The organism is Pseudomonas sp. QE6 (assembly GCF_041379005.1).
Taxonomy (GTDB): Bacteria; Pseudomonadota; Gammaproteobacteria; order Pseudomonadales; family Pseudomonadaceae; genus Pseudomonas.
The window spans coordinates 2,562,294-2,587,981 of sequence record NZ_CP166873.1 but is presented as its reverse complement, the minus strand read 5'-3'; the positions used below and the strand labels follow the sequence as shown (position 1 = coordinate 2,587,981).

General features: G+C 66.7%; 26 protein-coding genes and 1 pseudogene. 6 read left to right on the top strand and 21 right to left on the bottom strand.

The window, feature by feature from the left end; all coding sequences use genetic code 11:
- Nucleotides 1–123: 123 nt before the first annotated feature.
- Both ACAW63_RS11935 and ACAW63_RS11930 read right to left on the bottom strand, forming a co-directional pair.
- Nucleotides 124–798, bottom strand: a complete 675-nt coding sequence (locus ACAW63_RS11935) for a GntR family transcriptional regulator (protein WP_371233880.1) — start codon at nt 796–798, stop codon at nt 124–126.
- Between the two features lie 82 nt (nt 799–880).
- A complete protein-coding gene (locus ACAW63_RS11930; protein ID WP_343574196.1) occupies nt 881–1,615 on the bottom strand; it encodes an SDR family oxidoreductase in 735 nt (244 codons plus the stop codon).
- A gap of 277 nt (nt 1,616–1,892) precedes the next feature.
- On the opposite strand from ACAW63_RS11930, the gene ACAW63_RS11925 reads away from it, so the two are divergent.
- The 3 genes from ACAW63_RS11925 to ACAW63_RS11915 all read left to right on the top strand — a co-directional run bounded on the left by ACAW63_RS11925 (nt 1,893) and on the right by ACAW63_RS11915 (nt 5,409).
- Nucleotides 1,893–2,921: an ABC transporter substrate-binding protein gene (locus tag ACAW63_RS11925; protein WP_275610668.1), complete on the top strand. Its 1,029-nt coding sequence runs from the start codon at nt 1,893–1,895 to the stop codon at nt 2,919–2,921.
- A 95-nt stretch (nt 2,922–3,016) separates the two neighbouring features.
- Complete coding sequence (locus ACAW63_RS11920) at nt 3,017–4,090, top strand: phosphotransferase (RefSeq protein ID WP_371233877.1); 1,074 nt, start codon at nt 3,017–3,019, stop codon at nt 4,088–4,090.
- On the top strand, nt 4,087–5,409 hold the full coding sequence (locus ACAW63_RS11915; RefSeq protein WP_371233874.1) for an aspartate aminotransferase family protein: 1,323 nt from the start codon (nt 4,087–4,089) through the stop codon (nt 5,407–5,409). The genes ACAW63_RS11920 and ACAW63_RS11915 overlap by 4 nt, the downstream gene beginning before the upstream one ends.
- 79 nt (nt 5,410–5,488) lie before the next feature.
- Here the strand turns inward: ACAW63_RS11915 and ACAW63_RS11910 are convergent, their stop codons facing one another.
- Nucleotides 5,489–5,953, bottom strand: a complete 465-nt coding sequence (locus ACAW63_RS11910; protein WP_371233872.1) for a sn-glycerol-3-phosphate transporter — start codon at nt 5,951–5,953, stop codon at nt 5,489–5,491.
- Between the two features lie 116 nt (nt 5,954–6,069).
- On the bottom strand, nt 6,070–6,999 hold the full coding sequence (locus ACAW63_RS11905; RefSeq protein WP_371233869.1) for a LysR family transcriptional regulator: 930 nt from the start codon (nt 6,997–6,999) through the stop codon (nt 6,070–6,072).
- Nucleotides 7,000–7,097: 98 nt separating this feature from the next.
- Here ACAW63_RS11905 and ACAW63_RS11900 point away from each other — a divergent pair, with 98 nt between their 5' ends.
- Nucleotides 7,098–7,697, top strand: coding sequence for a short chain dehydrogenase (locus ACAW63_RS11900; RefSeq protein ID WP_371233868.1), 600 nt, complete (start codon nt 7,098–7,100; stop codon nt 7,695–7,697).
- Nucleotides 7,698–7,875: 178 nt separating this feature from the next.
- Here the strand turns inward: ACAW63_RS11900 and ACAW63_RS11895 are convergent, their stop codons facing one another.
- Entirely contained in the window at nt 7,876–8,274 is a 399-nt protein-coding gene (locus ACAW63_RS11895; RefSeq protein WP_371233866.1) for a DUF488 domain-containing protein, read from the bottom strand.
- An 86-nt stretch (nt 8,275–8,360) separates the two neighbouring features.
- On the opposite strand from ACAW63_RS11895, the gene ACAW63_RS11890 reads away from it, so the two are divergent.
- The gene (locus ACAW63_RS11890) at nt 8,361–9,029 is read left to right on the top strand and encodes a COG3650 family protein (RefSeq protein ID WP_371233864.1); all 669 of its coding nucleotides are present in this window, start codon (nt 8,361–8,363) and stop codon (nt 9,027–9,029) included.
- Between the two features lie 16 nt (nt 9,030–9,045).
- On the opposite strand, the pseudogene ACAW63_RS11885 reads toward ACAW63_RS11890, so the two are convergent.
- The 11 genes and pseudogenes from ACAW63_RS11885 to ACAW63_RS11835 all read right to left on the bottom strand — a co-directional run bounded on the left by ACAW63_RS11885 (nt 9,046) and on the right by ACAW63_RS11835 (nt 18,647).
- A pseudogene (locus tag ACAW63_RS11885) lies at nt 9,046–9,289 on the bottom strand (hypothetical protein).
- 13 nt (nt 9,290–9,302) lie between these two features.
- Complete coding sequence (locus ACAW63_RS11880; protein WP_371233863.1) at nt 9,303–9,992, bottom strand: aspartate/glutamate racemase family protein; 690 nt, start codon at nt 9,990–9,992, stop codon at nt 9,303–9,305.
- Between the two features lie 4 nt (nt 9,993–9,996).
- Nucleotides 9,997–11,097, bottom strand: a complete 1,101-nt coding sequence (locus ACAW63_RS11875; RefSeq protein WP_371233860.1) for a PLP-dependent cysteine synthase family protein — start codon at nt 11,095–11,097, stop codon at nt 9,997–9,999.
- 27 nt (nt 11,098–11,124) lie between these two features.
- Entirely contained in the window at nt 11,125–11,985 is an 861-nt protein-coding gene (locus ACAW63_RS11870) for a DMT family transporter (protein WP_371234650.1), read from the bottom strand.
- 218 nt (nt 11,986–12,203) lie between these two features.
- Nucleotides 12,204–12,539: a Na+/H+ antiporter subunit G gene (locus ACAW63_RS11865; RefSeq protein ID WP_371233858.1), complete on the bottom strand. Its 336-nt coding sequence runs from the start codon at nt 12,537–12,539 to the stop codon at nt 12,204–12,206.
- Nucleotides 12,536–12,805, bottom strand: a complete 270-nt coding sequence (locus ACAW63_RS11860) for a K+/H+ antiporter subunit F (RefSeq protein WP_371233857.1) — start codon at nt 12,803–12,805, stop codon at nt 12,536–12,538. Before ACAW63_RS11860 ends, ACAW63_RS11865 begins: the two co-directional genes overlap by 4 nt.
- The gene (locus ACAW63_RS11855; protein ID WP_371233855.1) at nt 12,790–13,290 is read right to left on the bottom strand and encodes a Na+/H+ antiporter subunit E; all 501 of its coding nucleotides are present in this window, start codon (nt 13,288–13,290) and stop codon (nt 12,790–12,792) included. The genes ACAW63_RS11860 and ACAW63_RS11855 overlap by 16 nt, the downstream gene beginning before the upstream one ends.
- Nucleotides 13,287–14,792: a monovalent cation/H+ antiporter subunit D gene (locus ACAW63_RS11850; RefSeq protein WP_371233854.1), complete on the bottom strand. Its 1,506-nt coding sequence runs from the start codon at nt 14,790–14,792 to the stop codon at nt 13,287–13,289. Before ACAW63_RS11850 ends, ACAW63_RS11855 begins: the two co-directional genes overlap by 4 nt.
- The gene (locus ACAW63_RS11845; protein ID WP_371233852.1) at nt 14,789–15,130 is read right to left on the bottom strand and encodes a Na+/H+ antiporter subunit C; all 342 of its coding nucleotides are present in this window, start codon (nt 15,128–15,130) and stop codon (nt 14,789–14,791) included. Before ACAW63_RS11845 ends, ACAW63_RS11850 begins: the two co-directional genes overlap by 4 nt.
- Nucleotides 15,130–17,931, bottom strand: a complete 2,802-nt coding sequence (locus ACAW63_RS11840) for a monovalent cation/H+ antiporter subunit A (protein WP_371233851.1) — start codon at nt 17,929–17,931, stop codon at nt 15,130–15,132. Before ACAW63_RS11840 ends, ACAW63_RS11845 begins: the two co-directional genes overlap by 1 nt.
- A gap of 251 nt (nt 17,932–18,182) precedes the next feature.
- A complete protein-coding gene (locus tag ACAW63_RS11835) occupies nt 18,183–18,647 on the bottom strand; it encodes a glycine zipper 2TM domain-containing protein (protein ID WP_207885162.1) in 465 nt (154 codons plus the stop codon).
- 194 nt (nt 18,648–18,841) lie between these two features.
- Here ACAW63_RS11835 and ACAW63_RS11830 point away from each other — a divergent pair, with 194 nt between their 5' ends.
- Nucleotides 18,842–19,078, top strand: a complete 237-nt coding sequence (locus tag ACAW63_RS11830; RefSeq protein WP_371233850.1) for a hypothetical protein — start codon at nt 18,842–18,844, stop codon at nt 19,076–19,078.
- On the opposite strand, the gene ACAW63_RS11825 is transcribed toward ACAW63_RS11830, so the two are convergent.
- The 5 genes from ACAW63_RS11825 to ACAW63_RS11805 form a co-directional block, all read right to left on the bottom strand.
- Complete coding sequence (locus ACAW63_RS11825; protein WP_371233849.1) at nt 19,063–20,202, bottom strand: glycerate kinase; 1,140 nt, start codon at nt 20,200–20,202, stop codon at nt 19,063–19,065. The two genes, ACAW63_RS11830 and ACAW63_RS11825, sit on opposite strands and share 16 nt — an antisense overlap.
- Before the next feature lie 164 nt (nt 20,203–20,366).
- A complete protein-coding gene (gene pdxH / locus ACAW63_RS11820) occupies nt 20,367–21,014 on the bottom strand; it encodes a pyridoxamine 5'-phosphate oxidase (RefSeq protein ID WP_343574230.1) in 648 nt (215 codons plus the stop codon).
- Between the two features lie 108 nt (nt 21,015–21,122).
- Nucleotides 21,123–21,896, bottom strand: a complete 774-nt coding sequence (locus ACAW63_RS11815) for an OmpA family protein (protein WP_371233848.1) — start codon at nt 21,894–21,896, stop codon at nt 21,123–21,125.
- Between the two features lie 228 nt (nt 21,897–22,124).
- Nucleotides 22,125–23,270 (bottom strand): serine hydrolase domain-containing protein, encoded by a 1,146-nt coding sequence (locus ACAW63_RS11810; protein ID WP_371233846.1) that lies wholly within the window; start codon nt 23,268–23,270, stop codon nt 22,125–22,127.
- A gap of 112 nt (nt 23,271–23,382) precedes the next feature.
- Nucleotides 23,383–25,659: a beta-galactosidase gene (locus ACAW63_RS11805; protein ID WP_371233844.1), complete on the bottom strand. Its 2,277-nt coding sequence runs from the start codon at nt 25,657–25,659 to the stop codon at nt 23,383–23,385.
- Between the last annotated feature and the right edge of the window lie 29 nt (nt 25,660–25,688).

Here is a 25,688-nt window from a genome sequence, read left to right as displayed (position 1 = left end):
TTCGGGGCCGTTTTTTATTGGCGGGCGAGTACTGCTTTTCGTAGGAGCGAGCGTGCTCGCGAACAAGCTCGCCGGTGAGTTCTGCGTATAGAGATTCGCGAGCAAGCTCGCTCCTGCAAAGCCTCAGTTCTGCGCCTCGGACTGGGCAATGAACTCCAGCATCTTCTCGCTACCGTCGACCAGGTCGGTATGGATGGCCGCCCGCGCGGCGGCACCGTCGCCTTCGCGCAGCGCCAGCAGCACTTCCCAGTGATGCTCCACGGCCATGCGCTCGTTGAAGTCGGCGTAGGCCTGGGCGATCAGCGGGCCGGTGCGCATCCACAGGCTGTCGAGGAAACCGCGCAGCAGCGGCATGCCGGCGATGTCGGCCAGGGCGAAGTGGAAGGCCTGGTTGAGCTTGAGCGCCGACACCATGTCCTCGGCGTGGATCGCATCGAGGTTCTCACGGATGTTGGCTTCCAGCTCATCCAGTTGCTCGACGCTGGCCCTGGCGGCAGCCGTCTCGGCCGCCAGCCCTTCGAGGGCCACGCGGATGCTGCGGATTTCCAGGTACTGCTCGCGGGTGAGCAGCGGCACGCGGATGTCGCGTGGCGTCTTGAGCACCAGCGCCTGTTCCTTGGCCAGTTGCAGGATCGCATCGCGCACCGGGGTCACGCTGGTGCCCAGTTGCTGCGCCAGGTCGCGGATGCGCAGGCGGTCGTCCGGCTTGAAGCGGCCGGTGATCAGCGCCTCGCGCAGCAGCGCATAGACGCCGCTGCCCAGGTAGGAATGGTTCAGCCCTTCGATCGGGTAGTTCATCGCGTTCTCGTCGCAGTCTCGTCACATGGCGCGGCATGCCGGCGCGCATGATGCGGATTGGGCGCCGGGGATGCCAGCGAGATTACACATGCTGCCCGCCGTTGACGTGGATTTCCGCGCCATTCACATAGGACGCGCCGCTGGTGCAGAGGAAGTGGATCAGCGAAGCGACTTCCTCCGGCTTGCCCAGGCGGTGCATGGGAATGTCGCGCTCGACGATCAGTTCGGTCCCCGAGGACAGGATCGCGGTGTCGATCTCTCCCGGAGCGATGGCGTTGACGCGCACGCCGTGCGGGCCGAAGTCGTGGGCCATCTCGCGGGTCAGCGCCGCCAGCGCGGCCTTTGAGCAGGCGTAGGCGACCCCGGCGAAGGGATGCACCCGCGAACCGGCGATGGAGGTGACGTTGATCACCGAACCCTTGGCCGCCTTCAGCTCGTCGAACAGCCCGCGCGCCAGCAGCGCGGTGGAGAACAGGTTGACGTTGAACACCTTCAGCCAGGTGGCGTAGTCGCTCTCCAGCACACCCAGGCGTTCCCCCTCCGCCCCCTTGGGCGAGATGCCAGCATTGTTCACCAGCGCATGCAGCTGGCCGCCGAGCTTTTCGCGGATCTGCGGCAGGCTGGCCTGCACGCTGTCGATGTCCTCCAGGTCCAGGTGGATATGGTTGATCAGCCCTTCGGCCCAGGGGCATTCGGCGCTCCAGTCCTGGCGCGAGGCGGTGAACACGCGCCAGCCGGCGGCGTTGAAATGCTTCACCGTGGCATGGCCGATGCCGCGGCTGGCACCGGTCAGTAACAAGGTCTTGCTCTGGTTCATGGCGAATCCCCCTGCGAAGTGCAACGTCCGTGGTAAGCGATGGCTCAAATAAAAACATGATGCATCATGTTTGGGAAGATGTTTAAATCGACCTCGCGTCAGCCAAACAACAACAAGAAACTGGAGGACATCCCATGCTCGACCGTACCTGTTCCGCGCGTTCCTCACCCTGAGCCAACGGGCGACCGGTCGGCCTTCCAGCTCGGGCCGTCCCAGCCCCTCTCTTGAAGCTGCCCTCTTTTCGATGGGCCGGATTGGCCCGACCTGGAGTAATCGCATGTTCAAGAAAGCCGTAGCACTGATGATGCTGGCCGGCGGCGCCGCCCAGCTCCACGCCGAGACACTGACCGTGGTGTCCTTCGGTGGCGACAACAAGGTGGCCCAGGAAAAGGCCTTCTACAAACCCTTCGAGCAACAGGCCAAGGTCACCGTGCAGGGCGCCGAGTACAACGGCGAGATGGCCAAGATCAAGGTCATGGCCGACACCGGCAAGACCAGCTGGGACGTGGTCGAAGTGGAGTCCCCGGAACTGATGCGCGGTTGCAGCGAAGGCCTGTTCGAGCAGCTCGACTGGTCGAAGCTGGGCAAGCGCGAGGACTTCCTCGATGCCGCCGTGAGCGACTGCGGCGTGGGCATTTTCATCTGGTCCACGGTGCTCACCTACGACGCCAAGAAGCTGGCCAGCGCACCGACCGGCTGGGCCGACTTCTGGGACGTGAAGAAATACCCGGGCAAGCGCGGCCTGCGCCGTGGCGCCAAGTTCACCCTGGAGTTCGCCCTGGAAGCCGACGGCGTGAAACAGGCCGACCTGTACAAGGTGCTGGGCACCAAGGAAGGCGTGGACCGCGCGTTCAAGAAGCTCGACGAGATCAAGCCCTACATCCAGTGGTGGGAAGCCGGTGCGCAACCCCTGCAGTGGCTGGCCGCCGGCGACGTGGTCATGACCAGCGCCTACAACGGCCGCGTCGCCACCGCGCAGAAGGAAGGCCGCGACTTCGCCATCCAGTGGAACGGCAGCATCTACGACCTGGACCACTGGGCCATCGTCAAGGGCAGCCCGAAGAAGGAGCTCTCCGAGCAGTTCATCGCCCTGGCCAACAAGCCCGAGCACCAGAAGGTGTTCGCCGAGAACATTCCCTACGGCCCGACCAACAAGAACACCATCCCGCTGATCGATCCGGCCATCGCCGGCAAGCTGCCCACCGCGCCGCAGAACCTGGAAAACGCGCGCGCCATGGACACCGAGTTCTGGATCGACCACGGCGAGGAACTGGAACAACGCTTCAACGCCTGGGCGAGCAAATGACCACCGGCGCACCGCCCGACCTCATGTCGGACGGTGCGCCGCGACTCGCCAGGCCGCTGCACGATTGACCTGCCGGACCCGCTGGAGAAGTACCTGTGCCCCTCAATACCGCCCCCGTCCAAGACCACCTGCTGGAAGCGGCCCCCGCCCGGGTGAGCGACGCCCAGGCCGCCGCGATTGCCGAAGAGTACTTCGGCCAGCGCGGAACCCTGAACCGGCTCGCCGGCGAACGCGACCTGAACTTCCATATCAGCCACGGCCACGGCGATGACCGCCTGCTGAAACTCTCGCACCCGCTGGAAGACCCGCAGGTAGTGGACTTCCAGACCCGCGCCCTGCTGCGCGTCGAGGCCGCCGACCCGACCCTGGCGGTGCAGCGCGTCTACCCCTCGCTGAGCGGCGAGTACCAGATTCAGGTGGTCGTCGACGGCCAGCCGATGCTCGCCCGCCTGTTCTCCTTCGTCGACGGCCTGCCGCTGCACCGCGTGCCACAACGCAGCCGCGCCCTGCGCGAGAACCTCGGTGACGCCCTGGCCCGCCTGGGCCTGGCCCTTGATGGCTTCGAACACCCGGCGTCGGGCCACGAGCTGCTCTGGGACCTGAAGCACGCCTCGCGCCTGCGCCGCCTGCTGGCCTACATCGAGGACCGCGAGCAGCGCACGCTGGTCGAGCGCTTCCTCGACAACTTCGAGCGCCATGCCCTGCCCCGCCAGGCCAGCCTGCGCGCCCAGGTGATCCACAACGACCTGAACCCGCACAACGTGATCGTCGATGCCGCGCACCCTGATCAGTTGCGCAACATCCTCGACTTCGGCGACATGGTCCACGCGCCGCTGATCAACGACCTCGGCGTCGCCGCCGCCTACCAGGTGGGCGAGCCGGACGCGCCGCTGGCCACCGCCTGCGAGATGATCGCCGCCTACCATCGCCGCCGCCCGCTGCTGGAGCCCGAGCAGGAAATCCTCGCCGACCTGATCGCCACGCGCCTGATCATGACCCTGTGCATCACCGCCTGGCGCGCCAGCCTGCACCCCGAGAACCGCAATTACATCCTGCGCAACACCCATCACGCCTGGCAGAGCCTGCAAGGCTTGGCCCGCCTGAGCCGGGAACAGGCGCAGGAGCAGATCTTCACCGCCTGCGCCAACCATGAGGAGTCCCGTCCATGACCATGCCCAACGGATTCAGCCCGACCGACGCCGACCGCCTGAGCGACGAGGAGCGCCGCCTGATCGAGCGCCGCGAGCGCCTGCTCGGCCCGGCCTACCGGCTGTTCTACGAGCGCCCGCTGCACACCGTGCGCGGCGAAGGGGTCTGGCTCTACGACAAGCAGGGCAACCGCTACCTAGACGCGTACAACAACGTCGCCTCCATCGGCCACTGCCACCCGCGCGTGGTGCAGGCCATCGCCCGCCAGGCGGCGGTGCTGAACACCCACACCCGCTACCTGCAGGAAGGCATCCTCGACTACGCCGAGGACCTGCTCTCGACCTTCCCCGCCGGCCTCGAACAGGTCATGTTCACCTGCACCGGCAGCGAGGCCAACGACCTCGCCCTGCGCATCGCCCGCCACTTCACCGGCGGCACCGGAGTGATCATCACCCGCTTCGCCTACCACGGCGTCACCGGCGACATCTCCGAACTCTCGCCAGCCCTGGGCTCCGGCATCACCCTGCCCGCCCATGCGCGCACCGTGCGTGCGCCGGACGCCTACCGGCTGGGCGCAGAGAACGTCGGCAAGATCCTCGCCGACGACGTGCGCGCCGCCATCGCCGACCTGCGCGCCCAGGGCATCAAGCCCGCCGCGCTGCTGCTCGACGGCATCTTCGCCAGCGACGGCGTGCTGCCCGACCCTGTCGGTTTCCTCGCCGAAGCGGTGAAGGTCGCCCAGTCGGAAGGCCTGCTCTACATCGCCGACGAAGTACAAAGCGGCTTCGCCCGAACCGGCCGGACCCTGTGGGGCTTCCAGCGCCACGGCGTGCAGCCGGACCTGGTCACCCTCGGCAAGCCCATGGGCAACGGCCAGCCCATCGCCGGCGTGGTGGCGCGCGCGGACATCCTCGAAAGCTTCGGGCGCAACGTGCGCTACTTCAACACCTTCGGCGGCAACCCGGTGTCCTGCGCGGCGGCCCAGGCGGTGCTGGACGTGATCCGCGTCGAGAAGCTGCAGGAACGCTCGCAGCGCATCGGCGACTTCATGCTGGAGGGCATCCGCCGGTTGGCCGAGCGCCATGAACTGATCGGCGACGTGCGCGGCGCGGGGCTGTTCCTCGGCGTCGAACTGGTGAGCGACCGTGCTGAAAAGACTCCGGCCGCCAACCAGACCCGCCGCGTGGTCAACGCCATGCGCGAGCGTGGCGTGCTGATCAGCGCCGCCGGCCCCATGGAGAACATCCTGAAGATTCGCCCGCTGCTGGCCTTCGAACAGGAGCACGCCGAGCTGTTCATCGACTGCCTGGACCAGGCCCTGCAGGAAGTGGCCGGCTGATTCGCCGCGCAAGCAGAAACGGGCGGGGCCTGCGGAGTTCACCCTCCGCCAGCCCCACCCGTTTTCCATTCAGGGATGATCAGAAACCTATGCCGACGTTGACCATCGCCGCGGAGTTGCCCAACACCACCAACTCAGTGCCGACCGGCCCCAGGCGAGCGCCCAGCGAAGGAATGATCGCCGGCGCCACGCCGTAGTGGTTCAGCGGGATCTTGTCGCGGTACTTGCCGTGATAGCCCTGCAGCGCGCCGCCGGTGACCTTGGCGTAGAACGGCGTGCCTTCCCAGTCGAAGCGCTTGCCGGCATAGACGTAATTGGAGCGCTGGCTGAAGGAGTTACGGAAAGTCGCGCCACCGAACACCACGCCATCGGCGCGGTTGCGCTCGAGGCCAATCAGGTCCTGGTGATTGTTGTGCTCCGGGTCGTTACTCCAGTGGGTGGTGTAGACGCTGGTCTGCAGGTACCAGAAATCCCCGCTCTCGGCCTGGGCGGCAGCGCAGCCGAGTGTCAGCAGCAGTGCGATCAGCAGAGTGGAACGGTTCATGGCAACTGCCTCAAGGAGCTTTCCGGAAGAAGAGAGGCAAAGCCTAAGCCTCCCTCCCTGAACTCCCCCTGAACCCTCTCTGAACCAATCCTGAACGAAGCTGAACGAAGCTTCCTTCAGCCTTCCAGCGCGACCAGCTGCTGCCGGCTCTGCTCGAACCAGCGCAGCAGGTAGCCCGCCAGCAACTGCGTGCGACGCGGCAGGCGGCCCTGGTACGGATGGATGAGGAACACCGGCTGGCTGCGCGTCTGATAGTCACGCAACAACCAGACCAGACGGCCGTCAGCCAATTCCTGCTGAATCATGTAGGACGGCAGCCGGCTGATGCCTGCACCAGCCAGGGCTGCCTTCTTCAGCAAGGTGTAGTGGTTGCTCGCCAGCAGGCCGCTGACCGTCACGCGGAACAGTTCATGCTGTCGCTGGTAGAGCCAGGTGCCGCTGTCCTGGTAGTGGGTATTCTGCAGGCAGGAATGCCCGGCCAGTTCCGCCGGTGAGCGCGGTACCCCATGGCGCGCCAGGTAATCCGGCGTGGCACAGGTCAGCTCCTGAAGCGCGAACAGTGGCCTTGCCACCAGGCGCTCGTCCGCCGCCAGGCTGCCGGAGCGGATCGCCAGGTCGAAGCCATCTGCGACCAGGTCCCTCAGGGTGTTGGAGAGGTCCAGCTCCAGGCGGATTTCCGGGTACTCGCGGGAGAACTCCATCAGCCAGGCATCGAAGAAGGTCTCCCCCAGGGATACCGGCAGGCTCAGGCGCACCGTGCCCCGCGCCTCGTCCTGCAGCGCCAGCACCGCCTGCCGCGCCCGCGCGGCCTGGGCGTTGAGCGCCTGGGCCTCGGGCAACAGCGCAGCCCCCGCGGCGGTCAGCGACAGACGCCGGGTGGTGCGGTGCAGCAGGGTCGTGCCCAGCGCCTGCTCCAGCACGGAAATGCGCTTGGACAACTGCCCCTTGCTGCAACCGAGCTTCTCCGCCGCGCGGGTGAAGCTGCCGCACTCCAGCAGCACGGCAAAGGCGGAAAGGTCTTCCAGATCGCTGGCTATTGTTTCCATATGAAAACCAAAGGTTGTCGATTGGCATGATTATCAAAACAGAAGGTCACTCTAGACTGAATTCACTTTCAGCCAAACCACCTCAGTGGAGAGCCTTCATGAAAATCATCCTGATCGGTGCCAGCGGTACTCTCGGCCAGGCCGTCGCCAACGAACTGGGCCCGCGTCATGAAATCATTCGCGTCGGCCGCAACAGCGGCGATTTCCGCGTGGACATCACCGACAGCGCCTCGATCCGCGCCCTGTTCGAGCAGACCGGCGGCTTCGACGCGCTGGTCAGCGCCGCCGGCAAGGTGCACTTCGGCAAGCTCTCGGAGATGGGCGAGGCGGAAATGGAGATCGGCCTGAAGGACAAGCTGATGGGCCAGGTGAACCTGGTGCTGATCGGCAGCCAGTACGCCAACGACGGCGCGTCCTTCACCCTCACCACCGGCATCCTCAGCGAGCAGCCCATCGTGCTGGGCAGCTCGGCCAGCCTGGTCAATGGCGCGGTGGAAGGCTTCGTGCGCAGCGCCGCCCTGGAGCTGCCGCGCGGCCAGCGGATCAACGCGGTAAGCCCGAATGTGCTGGTGGAGTCGATGGAGGGCTACGCGCCGTTCTTCCGCGGCTTCAAGCCGGTGCCTGCAGCCGACGCCGCCCTGGGCTTCGCCCGCAGCGTGGAAGGCGCGCAGACCGGGCAGGTGTACAAGATCTGGTGAGCCGGGAGCGTCATTGCGTGCGATGACGTAGGGCGTACGACCGTTCGCGGTTGTACGCTGATAAACCTGAAATCGGCATCAGCCGTTGGCCCTGGTTCGCGAGCAAGCTCGCTCCTACAGGTGCCGGCGTGTAGCGCGGTGCTTTTCGTAGGAGCGAGCTTGCTCGCGAACAAACCCCCTACTCGGTTTTCCCGGCATAGCAGACGGGCGAACTCCCATCCCCCTGCTTCTCCAGCTCATCCTCGAGGAAATCCGCCAGCACCTGCGCGTTGTTGTGCGCCTCGTCCTTGGCCGCATAGAGCAGCGTCAGCGTGCCCTTGCCCGCCAGGTCGAGCAGCCCCATCCAGTGTTCCGGATGAGCATTCAGTTCGCGCTGGTAGGCCTTGCGGAATTCCTCGAACAGACTCGGATCGTGATGGAAGCGCTGGCGCAGTTCGTTGGACGGCGAGGCGTCCTTGGCCCACTGCTCCATGTGCAGGTCTTCCTTGCGAATCCCGCGTGGCCACAGGCGGTCCACCAGCACCCGGTAACCATCGTCCTGCGTCGCCGGCTCGTAAGCACGCTTGCAACGAATCATCCGATTTCCTCCCCGAGCCTGGCATTGCCCTTGAGATAGCCGGCTTCGCTGGGTAACGTGGGCCCACTTTCGAGGGAGCCCGTTCCATGCGATCCAGCCGTTTCATTCTGTTCAGCCTGCTACCCCTGTTCGCCGCCTGCCAGGTGTGGACGCCGAACAAGACCGATCTTAACGCCTCCACCCGCCTGCAAGGCGAACTCAGCCAGCAGGACGGCAAGCTGATGTTCCGTGGTTGCACCGAGCAGCGCCGCTTCAGTGTCGAGGATAGCGCCAATACCGGCCTGCCCCGCGACGCCCGCAGCCTGTTCGAGGACGGCGCCAGCAAGCTGTTCGTCGACCTGCGCGGCAACTTCAGCGGCAGCACCGCCGCCGGCACCGACGGCAAGCTGGAAGTGACCAAGGTCCTGCGCCTGCAGAACGAAGGCCCCGGCTGTGACGATCCGAACTTCAAGCGCAGCATCGTCCGCGCCCACGGCAACGAGCCGGGCTGGAGCGTGCTGGTCAACAACCAGGGGCTGCTGCTCGAACGGCCCGGCAAGGAGTCGCTGGTGGTGCCCTACATCGCCGAGGGCCTGCCCAATGGCAGCACCAGCTATTCCAGTGAAGCCAATGGCGAGAAGCTGGAACTCTGGGTCGCCCCGGCACGCTGCCAGGACGGCATGAGCGGCGCACTGACCAACCTGTCCGCCGAGCTGCGGGTGGACAGCCAGGTCATGCAGGGCTGCGCCTACCCGGGCGGCGCCAGCAACGACTGAGCCGGCGCGGCAGGGCTCAGAACAGCAGCCCTGCCGCCCGCAACCGCGCCTTGAGCGCGACGAGCCCGCCCTCGTATTCCCAGTAGACCACCCGACCGTGGCTGGACGTCACCAGCACATACTTCTCGCTCACCGACTGGATACGTTCCAGACGCACCAGTCGACTCCGGCTCGTTGAGCTGCTCCACCACCTCGCGGTTCTGCTCGTCGTAGCCGTGGACCATGAAAGCCGCACGCACCTTCAGACTGATGAAGCTCATCGACTCTCCCCGCTCACAGCGCCCGCTCGGCAGCGCGCCGCGCGTGGATTGCCGTGGTGTCGAACAGCGGCACTGACGCATCCTGCGGGCCGACCAGCAGGGAAATCTCGGTGCAGCCGAGGATCACCGCCTGCGCGCCGCGCTCCACCAGCGATGCGATGATGCGCCGGTAGGCTTCGCGCGACTCGTCAAGAATCCGCCCCAGGCACAGCTCCTCATAGATGATCCGGTGCACCACCTGGCGCTCCTCGTCCGAAGGCGTGAGCACCTGCAGGTCGAACTTCTCCTGCAGGCGGTCCTTGTAGAACGCCTGCTCCATGGTGAAGCGCGTGCCCAGCAGGCCGACCTTCGTCACTCCCGCCTCGCGGATCGCCTCGGCGGTCGGGTCGGCGATGTGCAGCAGCGGGATGTCCACCGCCGCCTCGATAGCCGGCGCCACCTTGTGCATGGTGTTGGTGCAGAGCACCAGGAAGTCCGCGCCGGCCGCCCGCAGCGAACGCGCGGCCCCCGCCAGGAGCGCCCCGGCGGCGCCCCAGTCGCCGGCGTGCTGCAGGCGCTCGATCTCGTGGAAGTCCATGCTGAACAGCACGATCTTCGCCGAGTGCAGGCCGCCCAGGCGCTCCTTGATGGTCTGGTTGATCTGCCGGTAGTAGGGAATGGTGGACTCCCAGCTCATACCGCCGATCAGGCCGATAGTCTTCATGGGCTCACTCCAGCCCGCAGTGGGGAACACTGCCCGGCAGCGCCGCACCGTGCTCGACGCACTGGCGCAGGCCTTCGATCAGCGGGTCGAGGTCGAAGCCCTGGGACAGCAACCACAGCGCGTTGTAGTAGGTGGTCTCGTAACGCTCACCGCTGTCGCAGAGGATCGCGACGATCGAGCCACTCTCGCCGCGCTCCACCATCTGCCGCGCCACCAGCAGCGCACCGATCAGGTTGGTGCCGCTGGAGCCGCCGACATGCCGTCCGAGACGCTGGGCCAGGTAATGCATGGCCGCCAGCGACAGCTCGTCCGGCACCTGGCAGCAGGCATCGATCACCGCGGGCAGGAAGGACGCCTCGACGCGCGGCCGGCCGATGCCCTCGATGCGCGAGCCGTAGCTCAGGGTCAGGTCGCGATCGCCGGTGCGGTAGGACTCGAAGAACACTGAACGCTCGGCATCGGCGCAGAGTACGCGGGTCTCGTGGCGACGGTAGCGGGCGAAGCGGCCGAGGGTGGCGAGGGTGCCGCCGGTGCCCGGGCTGGACACCAGCCAGGACGGTTCGGGGAAGCGCTCGTGGCGCATCTGCTGGAAGATCGACTCGGCGATGTTGTTGTTCGCCCGCCAGTCGGTGGCCCGCTCGGCGTAAGTGAACTGATCCATGAAGTGCCCGCCGGTTTCCTTCGCCAGGCGCTCCGACTCGGCGTAGATCTGCGTCGGGTCTTCCACCAGATGGGCCTGGCCGCCATAAAAGGCGATCTGCGCGATCTTTTCCTTGGACGTGCTGGAGGGCACCACGGCAATGAACGGCAGGCCGAGCAGCCTCGCGAAATAGGCTTCGGAGATCGCCGTGGAGCCGCTGGACGCCTCGATCACCGGCGCGCCGGGACGCAGCCAGCCATTGCACAGCGCATAGAGGAACAGCGAACGCGCCAGGCGGTGCTTGAGGCTGCCAGTGGGATGACTGGACTCGTCCTTGAAATACAGGTCGACACCCGGCAGGCCAGGCATCTCCAGGGGGATCAGGTGGGTATCGGCGCTGCGCTGGAAATCCGCCTCGATGATGCGGATCGCCTCGCGGGTCCAGTTACGGTCTTGGGCGGACATGCTGTTTCCTCGTCGAATGGCAGAAGGTCAGTCCAGCACACCGGCGGGCGGCGTGGGCGGCGCACTGCGCCACTGGCTGAAGGCGACCCCGATGAACACCAGCCCGGCGGCCAGCGCCTGTTGGCCGCTGAGCACTTCGCCCAGGAACAGGGCGGCGAAGATCAGGGTGAACACCGGGATCAGGTTGATGAAGCCGGTCGCCTGGCTCGCCGGCAGCCGGCTGACGCCGAAGTTGTACAGGCCGTAGGCACCGACGGTGACCACGCTGCCCAAGTAGATCAGCGCGAACCAGCCGGTCGGACCGGGCGCCGGCGGCAGGCCTGAGGTCGCCAGCGCCAGCGGCAGGAAGAACAGCGAACCGATGAAGGCTTGCATGGCAGTCAGGATGAAGGGCGAGTAGCGCGCCGACAGGTGCTTGAGCAGCAAGGTGTAGCCGGTGGCGCAGAGCATCGCCAGCAGCTCGTAGAAGTTGCCCAGCAGCGGATTCGGTGCGTGGCCGTTCGCTTCGCTGGCCAGGGTCAGCCAGAGCGCCCCGAGTACCGCCAGGGCGAACCCCAGCCAGGTGTTGCGGGCGATCATCTCATGCAGCAGGAAGAACGCCCCCACCGCCACCAGCAATGGCAATAGCGCCGTGATCATGCCGGCCTGGGCGGCGCTGGTGTGCTGCAGCGCCAGGGACTCGAAGATGAAATACAGGCAAGGCTCGCAGGCGGCGAGCCCGAGCAGCCACTTCCAGTCACCGGCGCGGTAGTCGATGCGTCCGCGCCAACGCCAGGCGGCGAGGAAGATCAGGCTGCCCAGCGCCATACGGGCGAAGATCACCCACATCGCCGGCAATTCCTGGAAGGCGAATTTCAGCGCGATGAAGGAACTGCCCCAGAGCGCCATGGCCAACACCAGGCACGCGAGGGCGAACGGCCGGGATTGCTGCACGGGACGCTCCAGTCAAAAGATCCCCGGAGTATAGGAGGCGCCCGGTGCGGGCCGACAGGTACAGAACGCAGGGGAAACTGTATGGGCCGCCTTTCGCAGGACCGAGGGGGACGCCCTGTCCTTGCTCGCGAACCAAGATTCGGGGAACTTCGGCGCCGCGGCCACAAAGAACATCAGTCCCAAGGCTTGCCCTTGGTCCCCCGCTCCACCGGCGTGCGCTGCTGCATCGCTGCCTTGGCCAGCAGGTGGGCGCTGATCGGCGCGGTGATGAACAGGAACACGGTGATCAGCAGTTCATGCAGGCTGACGCCCTCGCCACGGGTGCTGAAATACAGCATCGAGGCCAGGATCACCCCGCCGACGCCCAGGGTCGAGGCCTTGGTCGGCGCATGCAGACGGGTATAGAAATCCGGCAACCGGTACAGACCGATGGCGCCGAGCAGGGCGAACAGGCTGCCGGCCAGCAGCAGCAGGCAGACCAGCGCTTCGATCACGACGTCTGCGCTCATTCGATGATGTCTCCGCGCAACAGGAACTTGGACAGTGCCACGGTGCTGACGAAGCCCATCACCGCGATCAGCAGCGCCGCCTCGAAGTAGAGTCCGGTGCCCTTCCAGATGCCGAACAGCACGATCAGCGCGATGGCCTCGATCGACAGGGTATCCAGCGCCAGGATACGGTCTGCGGTGCCCGGCCCGCGGATCAGCCGCGCCACCGTGAGCAGCAATGCAAGGCCAAGGAGCACCAGGCACAGGGGAATCACGTAGCCGAGCATTCGAACACCTCCTTGAGCGGCGCTTCGTAGCGGGCCTTGATATCCGTCGCCAGGGCCTGCGGGTCCGGCACATCGAGGCCGTGGACCAGCAGGGTGCGGCGGTCATCGCTGAGGTCGGCGGACACGGTGCCCGGCGTCAGGGTGATCACGCTGGCGAGGATGGTAATGGCCAGGTCGTCGGTGAGCTCCAGCGGAATCTCCACGAAGCCCGGCTGCAGCCTGGACTTCGGCCCCAGCACCAGCCTGGCCACCTGCAGGTTGGCCACGACGATGTCGTACAGCACCAGCGCGATGAAGCGCAGCAGCAGGCCCGGCCGACGGATGCGCGGCGTGGACAGCAGCAGGTTGCGGCACAACAGCGGCAGCACCAGAGCGAGAAAGGCGCCGAGCAACCAGTGACCGAGGGAGAAATCGTTGACCATCAGCAGCCAGGTGAACAGCAGGATGGCGCTGAGCAACGGGTGCGGGAGAATGCGGCGGATCATGCGCCACCTCCCAGCAGTATTGCCTGGCGGTACAGGTCGACATCCAGCAGTTGCGCGGCGGTAGCCTGGGCATAGGCCAGCAGCGGCCGCGCGGCGACCACCATCAGCGGCGCGCTGGCCAGCAGGCCGAAGGTCGCCAGCAGCTTCACCGGCTCACGCTCGGCGCTGCCCAGCACGGTGCGGCCGGTGCGCCAGAACAACGTGCTGCCGGCGCGGCTCAAGGCGACGATAGTGACCAGACCGCTGACCAGTACCACGCTCCACAGGGCGACGGCCTCGCTGCCGCCGCTTACCGAGCGCAGCAGCATCAGCTTGCCGAGGAACCCCGACAGCGGCGGCAAACCGGCCACGGCGATGGCGCCGAAGAAGAAGGCGCCGCCCAGCAGATGCGGTTGCAACAGCGCCGGGCCCTGCACCAGACGCCCCGCCTTGTCGCCACGCTGGCGGGCGATCAGGTCGGCGAGCAGGAACAACCCGCCGGCCACCCAGATGCTGTGCAGCAGGTAGTACATCGCAGCGGACAGTGCCTCCGGCGTACCCAGCGCAATCGCCGCCAGCAGCGTACCGGCGGACACCACCACCAGGTACGACAGCAGCCCCTGCAGCGTGGTCGCCGCCAACGCGCCCAGCGCACCGGCGGCGATGCCGGCCAGCGCCAGCGGCCAGAGCCAGGCCTGGGCCAGGTTCGCCAGCTCGCCGGCCTGCTCGCCGAAGATCAGCGTGTAGACCCGCAGGATCGAGTAGATGCCGACCTTGGTCATGATCGAGAACAGCGCCGCCACCGGGGCACTCGCCTCGGCGTAAGCCTTGGGCAGCCAGAAGTACAGCGGCAGCAGCGCCGCCTTGAGGCCGAACACCACCAGCAGCAACAGCGCGGCGGCGCGCACCAGCGGCGCCTGTTCGGCACTGAGCTGGGCGACGCGCTCGGCCATGTGCGCCATGTTCAGGGTGCCGGTGATGCCGTAGAGCACACCCACCGCGATCAGGAAGAACGCCGAACCGACGAGGTTGAGCACCACGTAATGCACGCCCGCACGCACCCGCCCTGCCCCGCCGCCGTGCAGCAGCAAGGCGTAGGAAGCGATCAGCAGGATCTCGAAGAACACGAAGAGGTTGAACAGGTCACCGGTAAGGAAGGCCCCATTCAGACCCAGCAACTGGAACTGGAACAGCGCATGGAAGCGCTTGCCGCGCCGGTCGTCGCCGCACAGGGCATAAATCAGCGACAGGCTGGCAAGCAGCGCGGTGGCGGCGAGCATCAGCGCACTGAGGCGGTCCAGCACCAGGATGATGCCAAACGGCGGTTGCCAGTTGCCCAGCGCGTAGAACTGCACGACACCACTGTCGGCCTGTTGCAGCAGCACGGCGGACAACGGCACCAGGGCCAGGGTGGCGAGCAGCGACAGGCCACGCTGCAGACGCTCGCCCATGGCGCTGGTGAGCAGCAGCAGGCAGCCGGCGAACAGCGGCAGCAGGACGGGCAGGATCAGCCAGTGGTTCATCGGCCCGGCTCTCCTTCGTGGCCATTGCCGCCATCGACGTGATCGCCGCCGGTCTCGGCCAGCCCGCGCAGGGCCAGGACGATGACGAAGGCGGTCATGGCGAAGCCGATGACGATGGCGGTCAGCACCAGCGCCTGGGGGATCGGGTCGCCGGCGTTGGCAACCTTGCCGATCACCGCCGGGTCGCCGGCCAGCCGGCCCATGGCGAAGAGGAACAGGTTGACCGCGTAGGACAACAGGGTGAGTCCCAGCACCACCGGGAAGGTCCGCGCCCGCAGCAGCAGGTAGACGCCGCTGGCGGTCAGCAGGCCGAGGGTGACGGCGAACAGCGCTTCCATCAATGCGCCTCCTTGGACAGCGTCGGAACATCCGGCGGCGCGCTGACCGAACCGAGTCCCGAAAGGATCAGCAGGGTCGCGCCGACCACGGTGAAGTACACGCCGAAGTCGAAGAGCATCGCCGTGGCCAGTTCGATCTCACCCACCAGCGGGAGGTTGAAATGGCCGAAGGACGAGGTCAGGAACGGGAAGCCGAAGAACCAGCTGCCCAGCCCGGTGAGACCGGCGATCAACACACCGAGCCCGGCCAGGCGCCCGTAGTCCAGCGGCAGGCGCGTGCTCACCCAGCGGCTGCCGCAGGCGATGTACTGCAGGATCAGCGCGACCGAGGTGATCAGCCCGGCGATGAAGCCGCCGCCCGGCAGGTTGTGCCCGCGCAGGAAGATGAACACCGAAACCAGCAGCGCCAGCGGCAGCATCAGCCGCGACAGCACGCCGAGGATCGGCGGGAAGCGCTCCGCCGCCCAGGCGCGGCCTTCGTCGTCGCGCTCGGCGCGCAGCAGGCGCAGGCCGTCGAGCAGCGCGAAGATGCCGACGGCGGCGATCGCCAGCACGGTGATCTCGCCGAGGGTGTCGAAGCCGCGGAAATCGACCAGGATCACGTTCACCACGTTGTGCCCGCCACCGCCGGAAACACTGTTTTCCAGGTAGTAGCCGGCGATGCTGTCGTACGGACGGGTCAGCACGGCGTAGGCCAGCAGGGTCACCATCACCCCGGCGCCAACCGCCACCACGAAGTCGCGCAGACGACGCAGGCTGCTGGACGACGCAGGCGTGCGCGCCGGCAGGTAGTACAGCGCCAGCATCAGCAGGACCATGGTCACCACTTCCACCGACAACTGGGTCAGTGCCAGGTCAGGCGCGGCGAAGCGGGCGAAGGCCAGCGCCACCAGCAGGCCGGCGATGCTGAGGATGATCAGCGCGGTCAGGCGCTGACGGTGGAACCACACGCTCAGCGGCCCGCACAGGGCGAGCAGGACCAGCCCGAGCGCCGTGATGCCATCCAGCGGCGCCTGCGCCCGCGTGCCTTCGATGCCCGGCAACGGCGCGAGACCGGCGAACACCACGATCACGGCGGCCAGTACCAGCAGCATGGCGTAGCGTTGCAGCGAACCATTTTCGAGAACTGCGGTAATCCGAGCGGCAACGCGCACCACACGCTGTACCTGCTGCTCGAACACCAGCTTGGCGTCCATCGCCGGCAGCCCGGCGTACCAGTCGAACAGCGGCTTGCGCAGCACGTAGAGCAGCACGCCGCCGGCGGTGGCGACGAAGCTCATCGCCAGCGGCGCATTGAAGCCGTGCCAGATCGCCAGGCTGTACTGGGGCAGCGCGCCGTTCAGGCTCGATGCGGCGGCGCCGGCGAGCAACGGACCGACGATCAGCGACGGCATCACGCCCACCAACAGGCAGATCAGTACCAGGATCTCCACCGGCACCTTCATGTAGCGCGGCGGCTCATGGGGATGAGGGTTGGGCAGATTGATCGGTTCGCCGTTGAAGAACACGTCGTGGATGAAGCGCACCGAGTAGCTCACCGAGAACAGCGCGCCGAGGGTCGCCAGGGTCGGGATCAGCCAGTTGAAGCTGCCCATCATGTTCTGCGCCAGGGTCTCGCCGAAGAACATTTCCTTGCTGAGGAAGCCATTGAGCAGCGGCACGCCGGCCATCGACGCCGAGGCCACCATCGCCAGCACGGCGGTGTGCGGCATGTACTTCCACATGCCGTTGATGCGGCGCATGTCGCGGCTGCCGGTCTCGTGGTCGATGATCCCGGCGGCCATGAACAGCGAGGCCTTGAAGGTGGCGTGGTTGATGATGTGGAAGATCGCCGCGACGTTGGCCAGGGGCGAATCCAGGCCGAACAGCAGGGTGATCAGGCCCAGGTGGCTGATGGTGGAGTACGCCAGCAGGCCCTTGAGGTCGTTCTGGAACAGCGCCATGAAGGCGCCCATCAGCAGGGTCGCAAGACCGGTGAGACTGACCAGGTAGAACCACAGGTCATTGCCCGACAGCAGCGGATACAGGCGCGCCAGCAGGAACACGCCGGCCTTCACCATGGTCGCCGAGTGCAGGTAGGCGGAGACCGGCGTCGGCGCGGCCATCGCGTGGGGCAGCCAGAAATGGAAGGGGAACTGCGCGGACTTGGTGAACACGCCCAGCAGCACCAGGCACAGCGCCAGCGGGAACAGCGGACTGCCCTGCAGCACGTCGCGCGCGCCGAGCACCGTGGAGAGCTCGAAGCTGCCGACCACATGGCCAATCAGCAGGATGCCGGCGAGCAGTGCGAGACCGCCGCCACCGGTGACCGCCAGCGACATGCGCGCCCCCTTGCGCGCATCCGAGCGATGCCCCCAGAAGCCGATCAGCAGGAACGACGACAGGCTGGTCAGCTCCCAGAACATCAGCATCAGCAGCAGGTTTTCGCTCAGCACCACGCCGAGCATGGCGCCCATGAACAGCAGCAGGAAGGCGAAGAAGCGCCCGGCGGGTTCTTTCTCCGACAGGTAATAGCGGGCGTAGAGGATCACCAGCAGGCCGATGCCGAGAATCAGCAGGGCGAAGAGGAAGCCCAGACCGTCCAGGCGCAGGCTGAGGTTCAGGCCAAGCTCCGGCAGCCACTGAATGCGGGTGACCTGGGCTGCTCCGCCCAGCACCGCGCGCTGGCTCAACAGCAGGAGCAATCCCGCCAGCGGCACCAGGCCGGTGGCGGCAGCACAGGCACTACGGCCGAAGCGTTCGCTCAGGAGGGGCAACATTACCCCGAAGAAAGGCAGCGCAATGATCAGCGCCAGCATCATGACCCACTCCTATCCACCGCCGGGCGGCCCCCATACAAACGCCCTCGCGCCTAGTGCGCCGGCGTACGAAGGCCACGATTATCCATATCTATCGATGACGTGTCATGGATTGAAATATTACTAAAATTCAGGCCGCCCGCGCCGGTAACGCCCCGCGCGGAGGAAATCTTTTCCCCAAAAACAATAGCGCGCGACAGCCGAAATGGCTGTCGCGCGCTGAAGCCGGCCACCCGGAGGTAGCCGGGGATAGCTTAGTGGGAAACGCGGCTGGTGCCGTTGACGGTCAGGATGCGTACACGCTCACCAACGCGGAACACGGCGCCCTCATCGACTTCCTGGACGTAGGCGCGGGTGCTGCCGTCGTCTTCGCGAACGGTGATTTCCACACCCTGGGTACGGGTCAGGCCTTCCTCGGTGGCCGCACCGAGCAGGCCGCCAGCCACGGCGCCGATGATGGCGGTAACGTAGCTACCCTTGCCGCCACCGATGGAGCTGCCGCCGATACCACCAACGGCGGCGCCGGCAACCGAACCGATCGGGGTCTTGGTGCCCTCGATCTTCACCGGACGCAGGGCCTGGATGGTACCCATGCGAACGTTCTGCACGGTACGTGCCTCTTCGCGGGTGTAGGTGTCGCCAGTCAGGCTGGACTGGCAACCGCCGAGGGTCAGGGCCAGTGCAGCGAACGTCACGGCGAACAGGGCAGATTTACGCATGTATGAAACCTCCGGATAGGGCTACGAATATTAGACTCCGACGACAGCCCCGCTGTCACGCCAGGCCTTGCAACAAACTCATTCGGTTCAGCTTTCGTACAGTCTTAGCCAACAAAAGCGAAAATGCCTGTCCCGGCTCAGCTTTATGTGAATCGACGGATCGGCTAGGGTAGGCGCCCGCACGAGGAGCGCCCATGGATTACTTCATCATCGTCGTCACCACCGCTGCCGGCCTGTACTTCCACTGGTGGATCTACTGGCGCATCCGCCGCTGGATGGACCGCGACCTGGCACTGTCGCTGGCTGGCGACGATCCAGCCAAGCGCAGCTACCTGCTGGAGAGCCTGGAAGAAGCCAAGCGCCAGCGCGTCAAGCGCCGCGACCTGCCACAGTGGTTGCAGCAGGCCGCCGACGATTACCGCGCCGCCTGAGCCAGCGTCCAGAATCGCGCCAAGGCCTCGGCGCGACTCTCCAGCTCCACTGCCGCCTGCGCACAGGCCTGTGCCAGGCTCATCGGCCCCGGCACCAGGCTGAAGGCGGCCTCGATCGCCTCCTCGCGCAACCCGGCCACCCCCTCGCCCAGGCTGCCGGCCAGCGCGATCACCGGAATCCCGGCGCGACGCGCCAGGCGCGCCACGCCGACCGGCGTCTTGCCGTGAAGGCTCTGGCCATCCAGGCGCCCCTCCCCGGTGATCACCAGCGCGGCGCCTTGCAGGGCCTGTTCGAGCCCGGACAGCTCGGCAACCAGTTCGATGCCGGGGCGGAACCGTGCCTTGAGGAAGGCCCGGCTGGCGAAGCCCAGGCCTCCTGCCGCTCCGACACCGGGAAACAGGCTGTGATCCTCGCCCAGGGTTTGCGCGGCGACCTCGGCGAAATGCCGCAGCGCCGCATCCAGTTGCTCCACCTGCGCCGGGCTTGCGCCCTTCTGCGGCCCGAATACCGCCGATGCACCGTGCGGTCCGCACAAGGGGTTGTTCACGTCGGCGGCGACTTCGACTTCCACCTGGTGCAATCGCGGATCGAGGCCGGACAGCTCGATCGCCATCAGCGTGCCCAGCGCCGCACCGCCGGCACCAAGCTCTGCGCCCTGGGCATCCAGGAAGCGCGCCCCCAGCGCCTGCAACAGGCCGAGCCCGGCATCGTTGGTGGCGCTGCCGCCCAGCCCGAGAATGATCTTCCTCGCGCCGGCCCCAAGCGCCTCTCGTATCAGCTCGCCGGTGCCACGACTGGTGGTGCGGGTCGCATCGCGCTTGCGCTGCGGCACCCAGTGCAAACCACTGGCGGCGGCCATTTCGATCACCGCGGTGCCGTCCTCCAGCCATCCCCAGTGCGCCGTCACCGGCTGACCGAGCGGGCCGCAGACCCGGCACTCGCGCCGCTCTCCCGGCTTGGCAGCGAGCACGGCGTCCACCGTGCCCTCCCCGCCATCCGCCATCGGCCGCAGCAGCACCTCGTCGGTTGGACGCGCACGCTGCCAGCCACGGGCGATAGCCTGCGCGACCTCGGGAGCGGAAAGACTTTCCTTGAAGGAGTCCGGAGCGATGACGACTTTCATGGGGACGGGACCGTTGTGCGGAAGGATGAAGGCATCCTACACCGCACGAAAGACGACTGGCCTGTAGGAGCGAGCTTGCTCGCGAACAGCCCCACAGCGAGCGGGTTCGCGAGCAAGCTCGCTCCTACGAAAAGCGCATCGTCGTAACGGTCAAGCGTGGCAAGTCAGGGAGCGAGGCGCTCGCGTACCCAGGCACCATTCTCGACGCGGAAGTTGAGGCGGTCGTGCAGGCGGCTCGGCCGGCCCTGCCAGAACTCGATACGACTAGGCAGCAGACGGTAACCACCCCAGAACTCCGGGCAGGTCGGAGCGGAATCGGCGAAGCGCCTTTCGGTTTCCGCGAGCAACTGCTCCAGCTCGCCACGTCCATCGATCACCCGGCTCTGCGGTGAAGCCCAGGCACCGAGTCGACTGCCCAGCGGTCGCACCCGGTAATAGGCAGCGGACTCTTCGCTGGACACCTTCTCGACCTGCCCCTCGATGCGCACCTGGCGTTCCAGGGCCGGCCAGAAGAAGGTCATGGCCGCACGCGGGTTCTCGCCCAGCTGTTGCCCCTTGGCACTTTCATAATTGCTGAAGAAGGTGAAGCCGCGCTCATCCAGGCCCTTGAGCAGGAGCACCCGGCAATGCGGCTGGCCCTGGGCGTCCACGGTGGCGAGCATCATCGCATTGGGTTCGACTGGCAGTTGCTCGGTCTTCACGGCCTCTTCGAACCACTGGTGGAACAGGCTGAAAGGCTCATCGGGAGCCTGGGACTCATTCAGTCCGTCACGGGTGTATTCGCGGCGCATATCGGCCAGGGTCTGAGCCATCGGAAGTCTCCTCGGAACGAAGGCCCCAAGCATATCCAGAGTTGCGTCTTCGCGCTTGATCCACGACAAGCGACATTCCGGCCGGAATGCCGCTTTCGCGAGGTGGGATCAGTTCTTCTGCGCCAGCGCCAGCAGGCTGGTGCGCTGGGTCACCAGCACTTCGACGCGGCGGTTCTGCGCGCGGCCCTCGGCACTGCCGTTGTCGGCGCGCGGCAGGCTCGAACCGACGCCCTTCAGGCGCAGACGATCGGCGCCCAGGCCGCTCAGGCGGAAGATCGACGACACCGCCTGGGCGCGCTGCAGGCTGACCTTGTCGTTGAGTGCCTTGTCGCCCGAGCTGTCGCTGTGGCCCAGTACCAGCACGCCGCTTTCCGGGTCGTTCTGCAGCATCTTCGCCACATTTCCCAGCGGGCCGAGGGTGATCGGCAGCAGCAACTCAGGACGCTTGGGGTTGAACGAGCTGTCAACCGGCGCGATCAGCACCAGCGCATTCTCACGCCGCTCGACGGTGAACTTGCTGCCGGCCACGGCGGTACGCAGGGCCTGTTCGTGCTGATCCAGCCATTCCTTGCTGACCTGCAGACTCTGCGGGCTTGCAGCCTTGACCCCGGCGGCCTGGCTGTCGTCAGCGCCGAACGGCCACCACCAGTGGCCACCCGGTTGCTTGCTGCCCGCGTCAGCGACCCTTGGCGCCTCGACGGTTTTCTTCTCCGCCGCTGGCGCCGCGGCAGTCGTTTCTTGTTCGGCACCGAAGGGCCACCACCAGTGGCTGCTACCTGCGGTGGGCGCGGCGGCGGTGCTGTCCTTGTCCTTGGACTGGAACTGACTGCAAGCCGAGAGGCCGATGCAGAGGGCGAGTGTGGAGATCTTCAGCACGTTCATGGGGCGGTACCATCAGTCGGGACACGAAGCGAGGCCTGGGCGCGACAGGCAGAAAGTGGCGCCCTGACTTCAACCATCAGCTTAGAAATTGATCATAACTTACTCAGTTGGAACGAGATTTTAAGCTCCAACTGACGAGCGGTGCATGTCCACGCTAATGAGATGACCGTCACGCTTGTGGACGACCCTTCGAAGGCGCAGCTGAAGGAAGGTTCCTCCCGTCCGTCGCTACAGGCATTCGCCAACGATGCGCGCCAGACGTTGTGCACGCGGATCCATCAGCACATAGGGGCCGAGGGTGTTGGTGACGAAGCCGAAGGCCAGGTCGCGTTCGGGGTCGGCGAAACCGATGGAACCTCCAGCTCCCGGATGACCAAAGGCGCGCACTCCCAGGCCGTAGGTGGCGTTGGCCACGTCCGGCTGGTCAAGCATGGTTCCCAGGCCGAAGCGAGTGCAAGTCAACAAGGTTCGATCTTCACCCACCGCGTGTTCGCGAGTGAGTTCGGCCAGCAGCGCCTCATCCAGCAGCTCGCCCTGCAGCAGTCCGCTGTAGAAACCCGCCAGCGAGCGCGCATTGCCATGGCCATTCGCCGCTGGCTGCTGCATGCGCCGCCACTCGGGCTTGTTGGTGCTGGTCAGCACCGACGGCGGGTTGGTGAAGGCACGGGTGGAGAGCGCCGCAGGTTCGGTCATCATGGTCCTCAGCAGGCGCTGGGCGGCGGCATCGCCGAGGTTGCCCTTGCCACGGGCGATATGGGCCACGCGGTGGAATTCGGCGTCATCCAGACCGATATGGAAATCGAGACCGAGCGGTTCGGCCGTGCGCGCGACGATGGCGGTGCCCGGCTCGCGACCATCGACGCGGCGGATCACCTCCCCCACCAGCCAGCCATAGGTGATCGGTGCGTAACCGTGCTCGGCGCCCGGCGTCCACCAGGGTGATTCGGCCGCCAGTGCGGCGGTCATGGTCGACCAGTCGTAGAGCGCTTCCGGCGCCAGTTGCTCGCGGATCGCCGGCAGGCCGGCACGGTGGCAGAGCAGTTGACGCACGGTGATGGCCTGCTTGCCGGCCTGGGCGAATTCCGGCCAGTAGCGCGCCACCGGAGCGTCGAGCTCCAGCTTGCCCTCCCCCACCAGTTGCAGGGCGGCGACGGCAGCGAAGGTCTTGGTGCAGGAGAACAGATTGAGCAGCGTATCGGCCTGCCAGTCCTGGCCAGGCTCCTTGCCCGCGCTGCCGGCCCACAGATCGACCAGCGTCTCGCCGCCAACCTGGATGCACAGCGCCGCACCGCGCTCCTGCGGGTCTTCGAACAGGGCGCTGAAGGCATCGGCAACAGGGGTAAAGCGGTGGTCGCAATGGCCGTGCAGGGTCATCGGAATCTCCAGTGGGCGGGACGAAAACGAAGGGGCGGAGACAGCATTCTTCCAGTGCCCTCCGCCCCTGTGAACCCCGCTTAAGGCGGGTATTGGCCCTACGAATGCCGAGTCATTGGCTGTCGGCCTGCTCCTCGTCGGCACCGCTGTCGTCCACCGGTGTGGGCTTGGGCTCCGGTGCCGCCTTCGCCGCCGCGCGGGCCTGCTCGTCAATGGCCTTGAGCGCCTGCTGGTTGGCCTTGCGCACGGCGTCGACGAAGCCGGTGAAGGGCAGATCGGTGATGCCGACCAGGCCGATGTGGCCATTCTCGCCGTCGAGCAGGCGGCCGGTCACCGGCTGGTCGAGGTACTGGAACCAGTGCGCGCCGACGACGTTCGGGGCCTTCACCGCCTCGGCGAGGAAGCGCTGGTAGGCTTCGCCGCGCTGCTGCTCGTTGTACACCTCGGCCACCCCGCCCCAGAACGGTCCGCGGTCACGGGAGCCGAAGTGGAACTCGGTGATCAGCACCGGCTTGTCCAGGCTGTTCAGGTAGGCGGCGTCGTACCCCTGGTGCGGCAGCGGCACGTAGAGGTTGAAGCTGAGCAGGTCGCAGTACTGCGCGCAGGACGCCAGCGCCTCCGGGGTGCTGACGGCGAAGCGCGGGCCGAGCAGCAGGTGGTTCGGCGCGTGCCACTGCAGCGCATCCTTGAGGGTCTTGAAGTACTGGTCGGCATACAGGCGCAGGAAGGCGCTGTAGTCCTGGGCGATGGCCGGGCGCTCGGCGCTCGGCTGCGGCGCCTGGTAGCCCGGCGCGTCGAGGTCCTCCCAGGCGGCGATGGGAACGCCCCAGGCTTCGGCCAGCGCCTCGTGATCCTTGTACTTGTCCTTCAACTGCTTGATGAAGGCGCGCTTTGCCGGGCTGTCGGTGGACAGCTTCAGCGCGCCGAAGGCCAGCGCGTAGTGCGACTGTGCGTCGTCGCCGCGTCCGGCCCAGGCCAGTTCGTTGTCGGCGTAGTAGCCGAGCAACCAGGCGTCCTCGCGATGGTCGCGGGCGGCGATGGCGATGGCGCGCTCGGCAGCCATGGCGAAACGCGGGTCGAAGGGGTCGGGCATGGCGCCCCACCAGTCGTAGCCGGTGCTGACGGTGGCGTAGTCGCCGCTGATCGACAGCGGCACGCTGTACGGCAGGCGCGGCTCCTCCGCGAAGGCCGGATCGCTCCAGTCGCCCAGGGAGTTGAAGCCCCAGGCGCCGAGGCGCTGCAGGGTGCGCTCGCGCCAGGAAGCGGCGGCGGCATCGCCGGTCAGCCCGCCATTGGCGCGGAAGCGGTTGGCGGCATAGAAGTCATACCAGCGGCCATTGCCGAAGGCGCGCCCCTGCTGGGCGCCGACACCGTTGCGGTCATCGCTCTGGCCGTAGAAGGCGGCCAGCGGGTCGCCCTCCTTGGGCAGGCTGGCGAACATGTATTCGCGGCCCTCGACGTAGGTCTGGCTGCTGTCGGCATTCACCGCGTTGACGCCCAGGGACCAGAAGGAGTGCCCCTCGGGTGTCACCAGCCACCAGCGGCCGTTGCGCTTCTCGGTGCGGAAGAACCCGGTGCCTTCGAAGGCAGGGCCGTCCAGCAGGCCGCCAAAGGCATCGCGTCCCGCCGCCGGCTGCTGCTTTTTCAGTTGCTCGCCTTCGGCCTCCCAGGCGCTGGCGAGCTGTTCGGCGCTTTTCACCTTCTCCGGCCAGTCGCCACGGTTGGCCTGGCCGAAGCCATCGACGATGCCGGTATAGGCCTTGCGCCACTGGTCACCGTCGGCGTTGGTGCCGAAGCGGCCCAGCAGGATGTCCTGTGCCGCCTTGGGCGAATTCAGGTAGAGCTTCACGGCGCCGACCTGGCTGCGGTTCAGCTCACCGGTCACCTTGCTGGCCAGCAGCAGGCGCTGGCCGTCCTGGGTGACGGGCATGGGCACGCCGGCGCGCATGCCGAAGTCCTCCGGCGCGGTGGCCCGCAGCGGGATCAGCAGGGTCTGCGCGGGGCCGGGCGGCAGGGCGATGCTGGCATGCAGGCCCGGTGCGCCGGCGACACCTTCGATCGCCACTTCCAGGGTGATGGCCCAGTCCATGGCGTTCTGGATACGCAGGCTCACGCTGTCGGCCTGGGACCAGTCCCAGCTGCCGCTGGACGGCGCCAGGCTCAGGGTCGGCTGCGGCGCCGGGCTGAAGTTCACCCGGCGCAGGATCTCGCCCTCGGGCGTGGCTTCGGCCGTGGCGCTGGGCAGGTCGGCGTTCTGCGTGGTGACCGTGACCACGGCCATGGGCTTGACGAAGTTGAACAGGGTTTGATTGCCGCCGGCCGACCAGGCCGGGGCACTGGCGATCGCCAGACTGAGCAGCAGTGGCAGGTGCCAACGCGAAGGGGTCATGTGTACGTGTCCTTGAACCTCGCCCGCCG

Coding starts and splice junctions, on each gene's coding strand:
- ACAW63_RS11850 (WP_371233854.1), bottom strand. CDS start 14,792: ATGAACCACTGGCTGATCCTGCCCGTCCTGCTGCCGCTGTTCGCCGGC.
- ACAW63_RS11900 (WP_371233868.1), top strand. CDS start 7,098: ATGAAAATCATCCTGATCGGTGCCAGCGGTACTCTCGGCCAGGCCGTC.
- ACAW63_RS11875 (WP_371233860.1), bottom strand. CDS start 11,097: ATGTCCGCCCAAGACCGTAACTGGACCCGCGAGGCGATCCGCATCATC.
- ACAW63_RS11905 (WP_371233869.1), bottom strand. CDS start 6,999: ATGGAAACAATAGCCAGCGATCTGGAAGACCTTTCCGCCTTTGCCGTG.
- ACAW63_RS11890 (WP_371233864.1), top strand. CDS start 8,361: ATGCGATCCAGCCGTTTCATTCTGTTCAGCCTGCTACCCCTGTTCGCC.
- ACAW63_RS11910 (WP_371233872.1), bottom strand. CDS start 5,953: ATGAACCGTTCCACTCTGCTGATCGCACTGCTGCTGACACTCGGCTGC.
- ACAW63_RS11935 (WP_371233880.1), bottom strand. CDS start 798: ATGAACTACCCGATCGAAGGGCTGAACCATTCCTACCTGGGCAGCGGC.
- ACAW63_RS11815 (WP_371233848.1), bottom strand. CDS start 21,896: ATGAACGTGCTGAAGATCTCCACACTCGCCCTCTGCATCGGCCTCTCG.
- pdxH (WP_343574230.1), bottom strand. CDS start 21,014: ATGGCTCAGACCCTGGCCGATATGCGCCGCGAATACACCCGTGACGGA.
- ACAW63_RS11840 (WP_371233851.1), bottom strand. CDS start 17,931: ATGATGCTGGCGCTGATCATTGCGCTGCCTTTCTTCGGGGTAATGTTG.
- ACAW63_RS11915 (WP_371233874.1), top strand. CDS start 4,087: ATGACCATGCCCAACGGATTCAGCCCGACCGACGCCGACCGCCTGAGC.
- ACAW63_RS11865 (WP_371233858.1), bottom strand. CDS start 12,539: ATGAGCGCAGACGTCGTGATCGAAGCGCTGGTCTGCCTGCTGCTGCTG.
- ACAW63_RS11895 (WP_371233866.1), bottom strand. CDS start 8,274: ATGATTCGTTGCAAGCGTGCTTACGAGCCGGCGACGCAGGACGATGGT.
- ACAW63_RS11870 (WP_371234650.1), bottom strand. CDS start 11,985: ATGGCGCTCTGGGGCAGTTCCTTCATCGCGCTGAAATTCGCCTTCCAG.
- ACAW63_RS11805 (WP_371233844.1), bottom strand. CDS start 25,659: ATGACCCCTTCGCGTTGGCACCTGCCACTGCTGCTCAGTCTGGCGATC.
- ACAW63_RS11825 (WP_371233849.1), bottom strand. CDS start 20,202: ATGAAAGTCGTCATCGCTCCGGACTCCTTCAAGGAAAGTCTTTCCGCT.
- ACAW63_RS11880 (WP_371233863.1), bottom strand. CDS start 9,992: ATGAAGACTATCGGCCTGATCGGCGGTATGAGCTGGGAGTCCACCATT.
- ACAW63_RS11860 (WP_371233857.1), bottom strand. CDS start 12,805: ATGCTCGGCTACGTGATTCCCCTGTGCCTGGTGCTCCTTGGCCTTGCA.
- ACAW63_RS11810 (WP_371233846.1), bottom strand. CDS start 23,270: ATGACCCTGCACGGCCATTGCGACCACCGCTTTACCCCTGTTGCCGAT.
- ACAW63_RS11855 (WP_371233855.1), bottom strand. CDS start 13,290: ATGATCCGCCGCATTCTCCCGCACCCGTTGCTCAGCGCCATCCTGCTG.
- ACAW63_RS11930 (WP_343574196.1), bottom strand. CDS start 1,615: ATGAACCAGAGCAAGACCTTGTTACTGACCGGTGCCAGCCGCGGCATC.
- ACAW63_RS11830 (WP_371233850.1), top strand. CDS start 18,842: ATGGATTACTTCATCATCGTCGTCACCACCGCTGCCGGCCTGTACTTC.
- ACAW63_RS11845 (WP_371233852.1), bottom strand. CDS start 15,130: ATGGAAGCGCTGTTCGCCGTCACCCTCGGCCTGCTGACCGCCAGCGGC.
- ACAW63_RS11925 (WP_275610668.1), top strand. CDS start 1,893: ATGTTCAAGAAAGCCGTAGCACTGATGATGCTGGCCGGCGGCGCCGCC.
- ACAW63_RS11835 (WP_207885162.1), bottom strand. CDS start 18,647: ATGCGTAAATCTGCCCTGTTCGCCGTGACGTTCGCTGCACTGGCCCTG.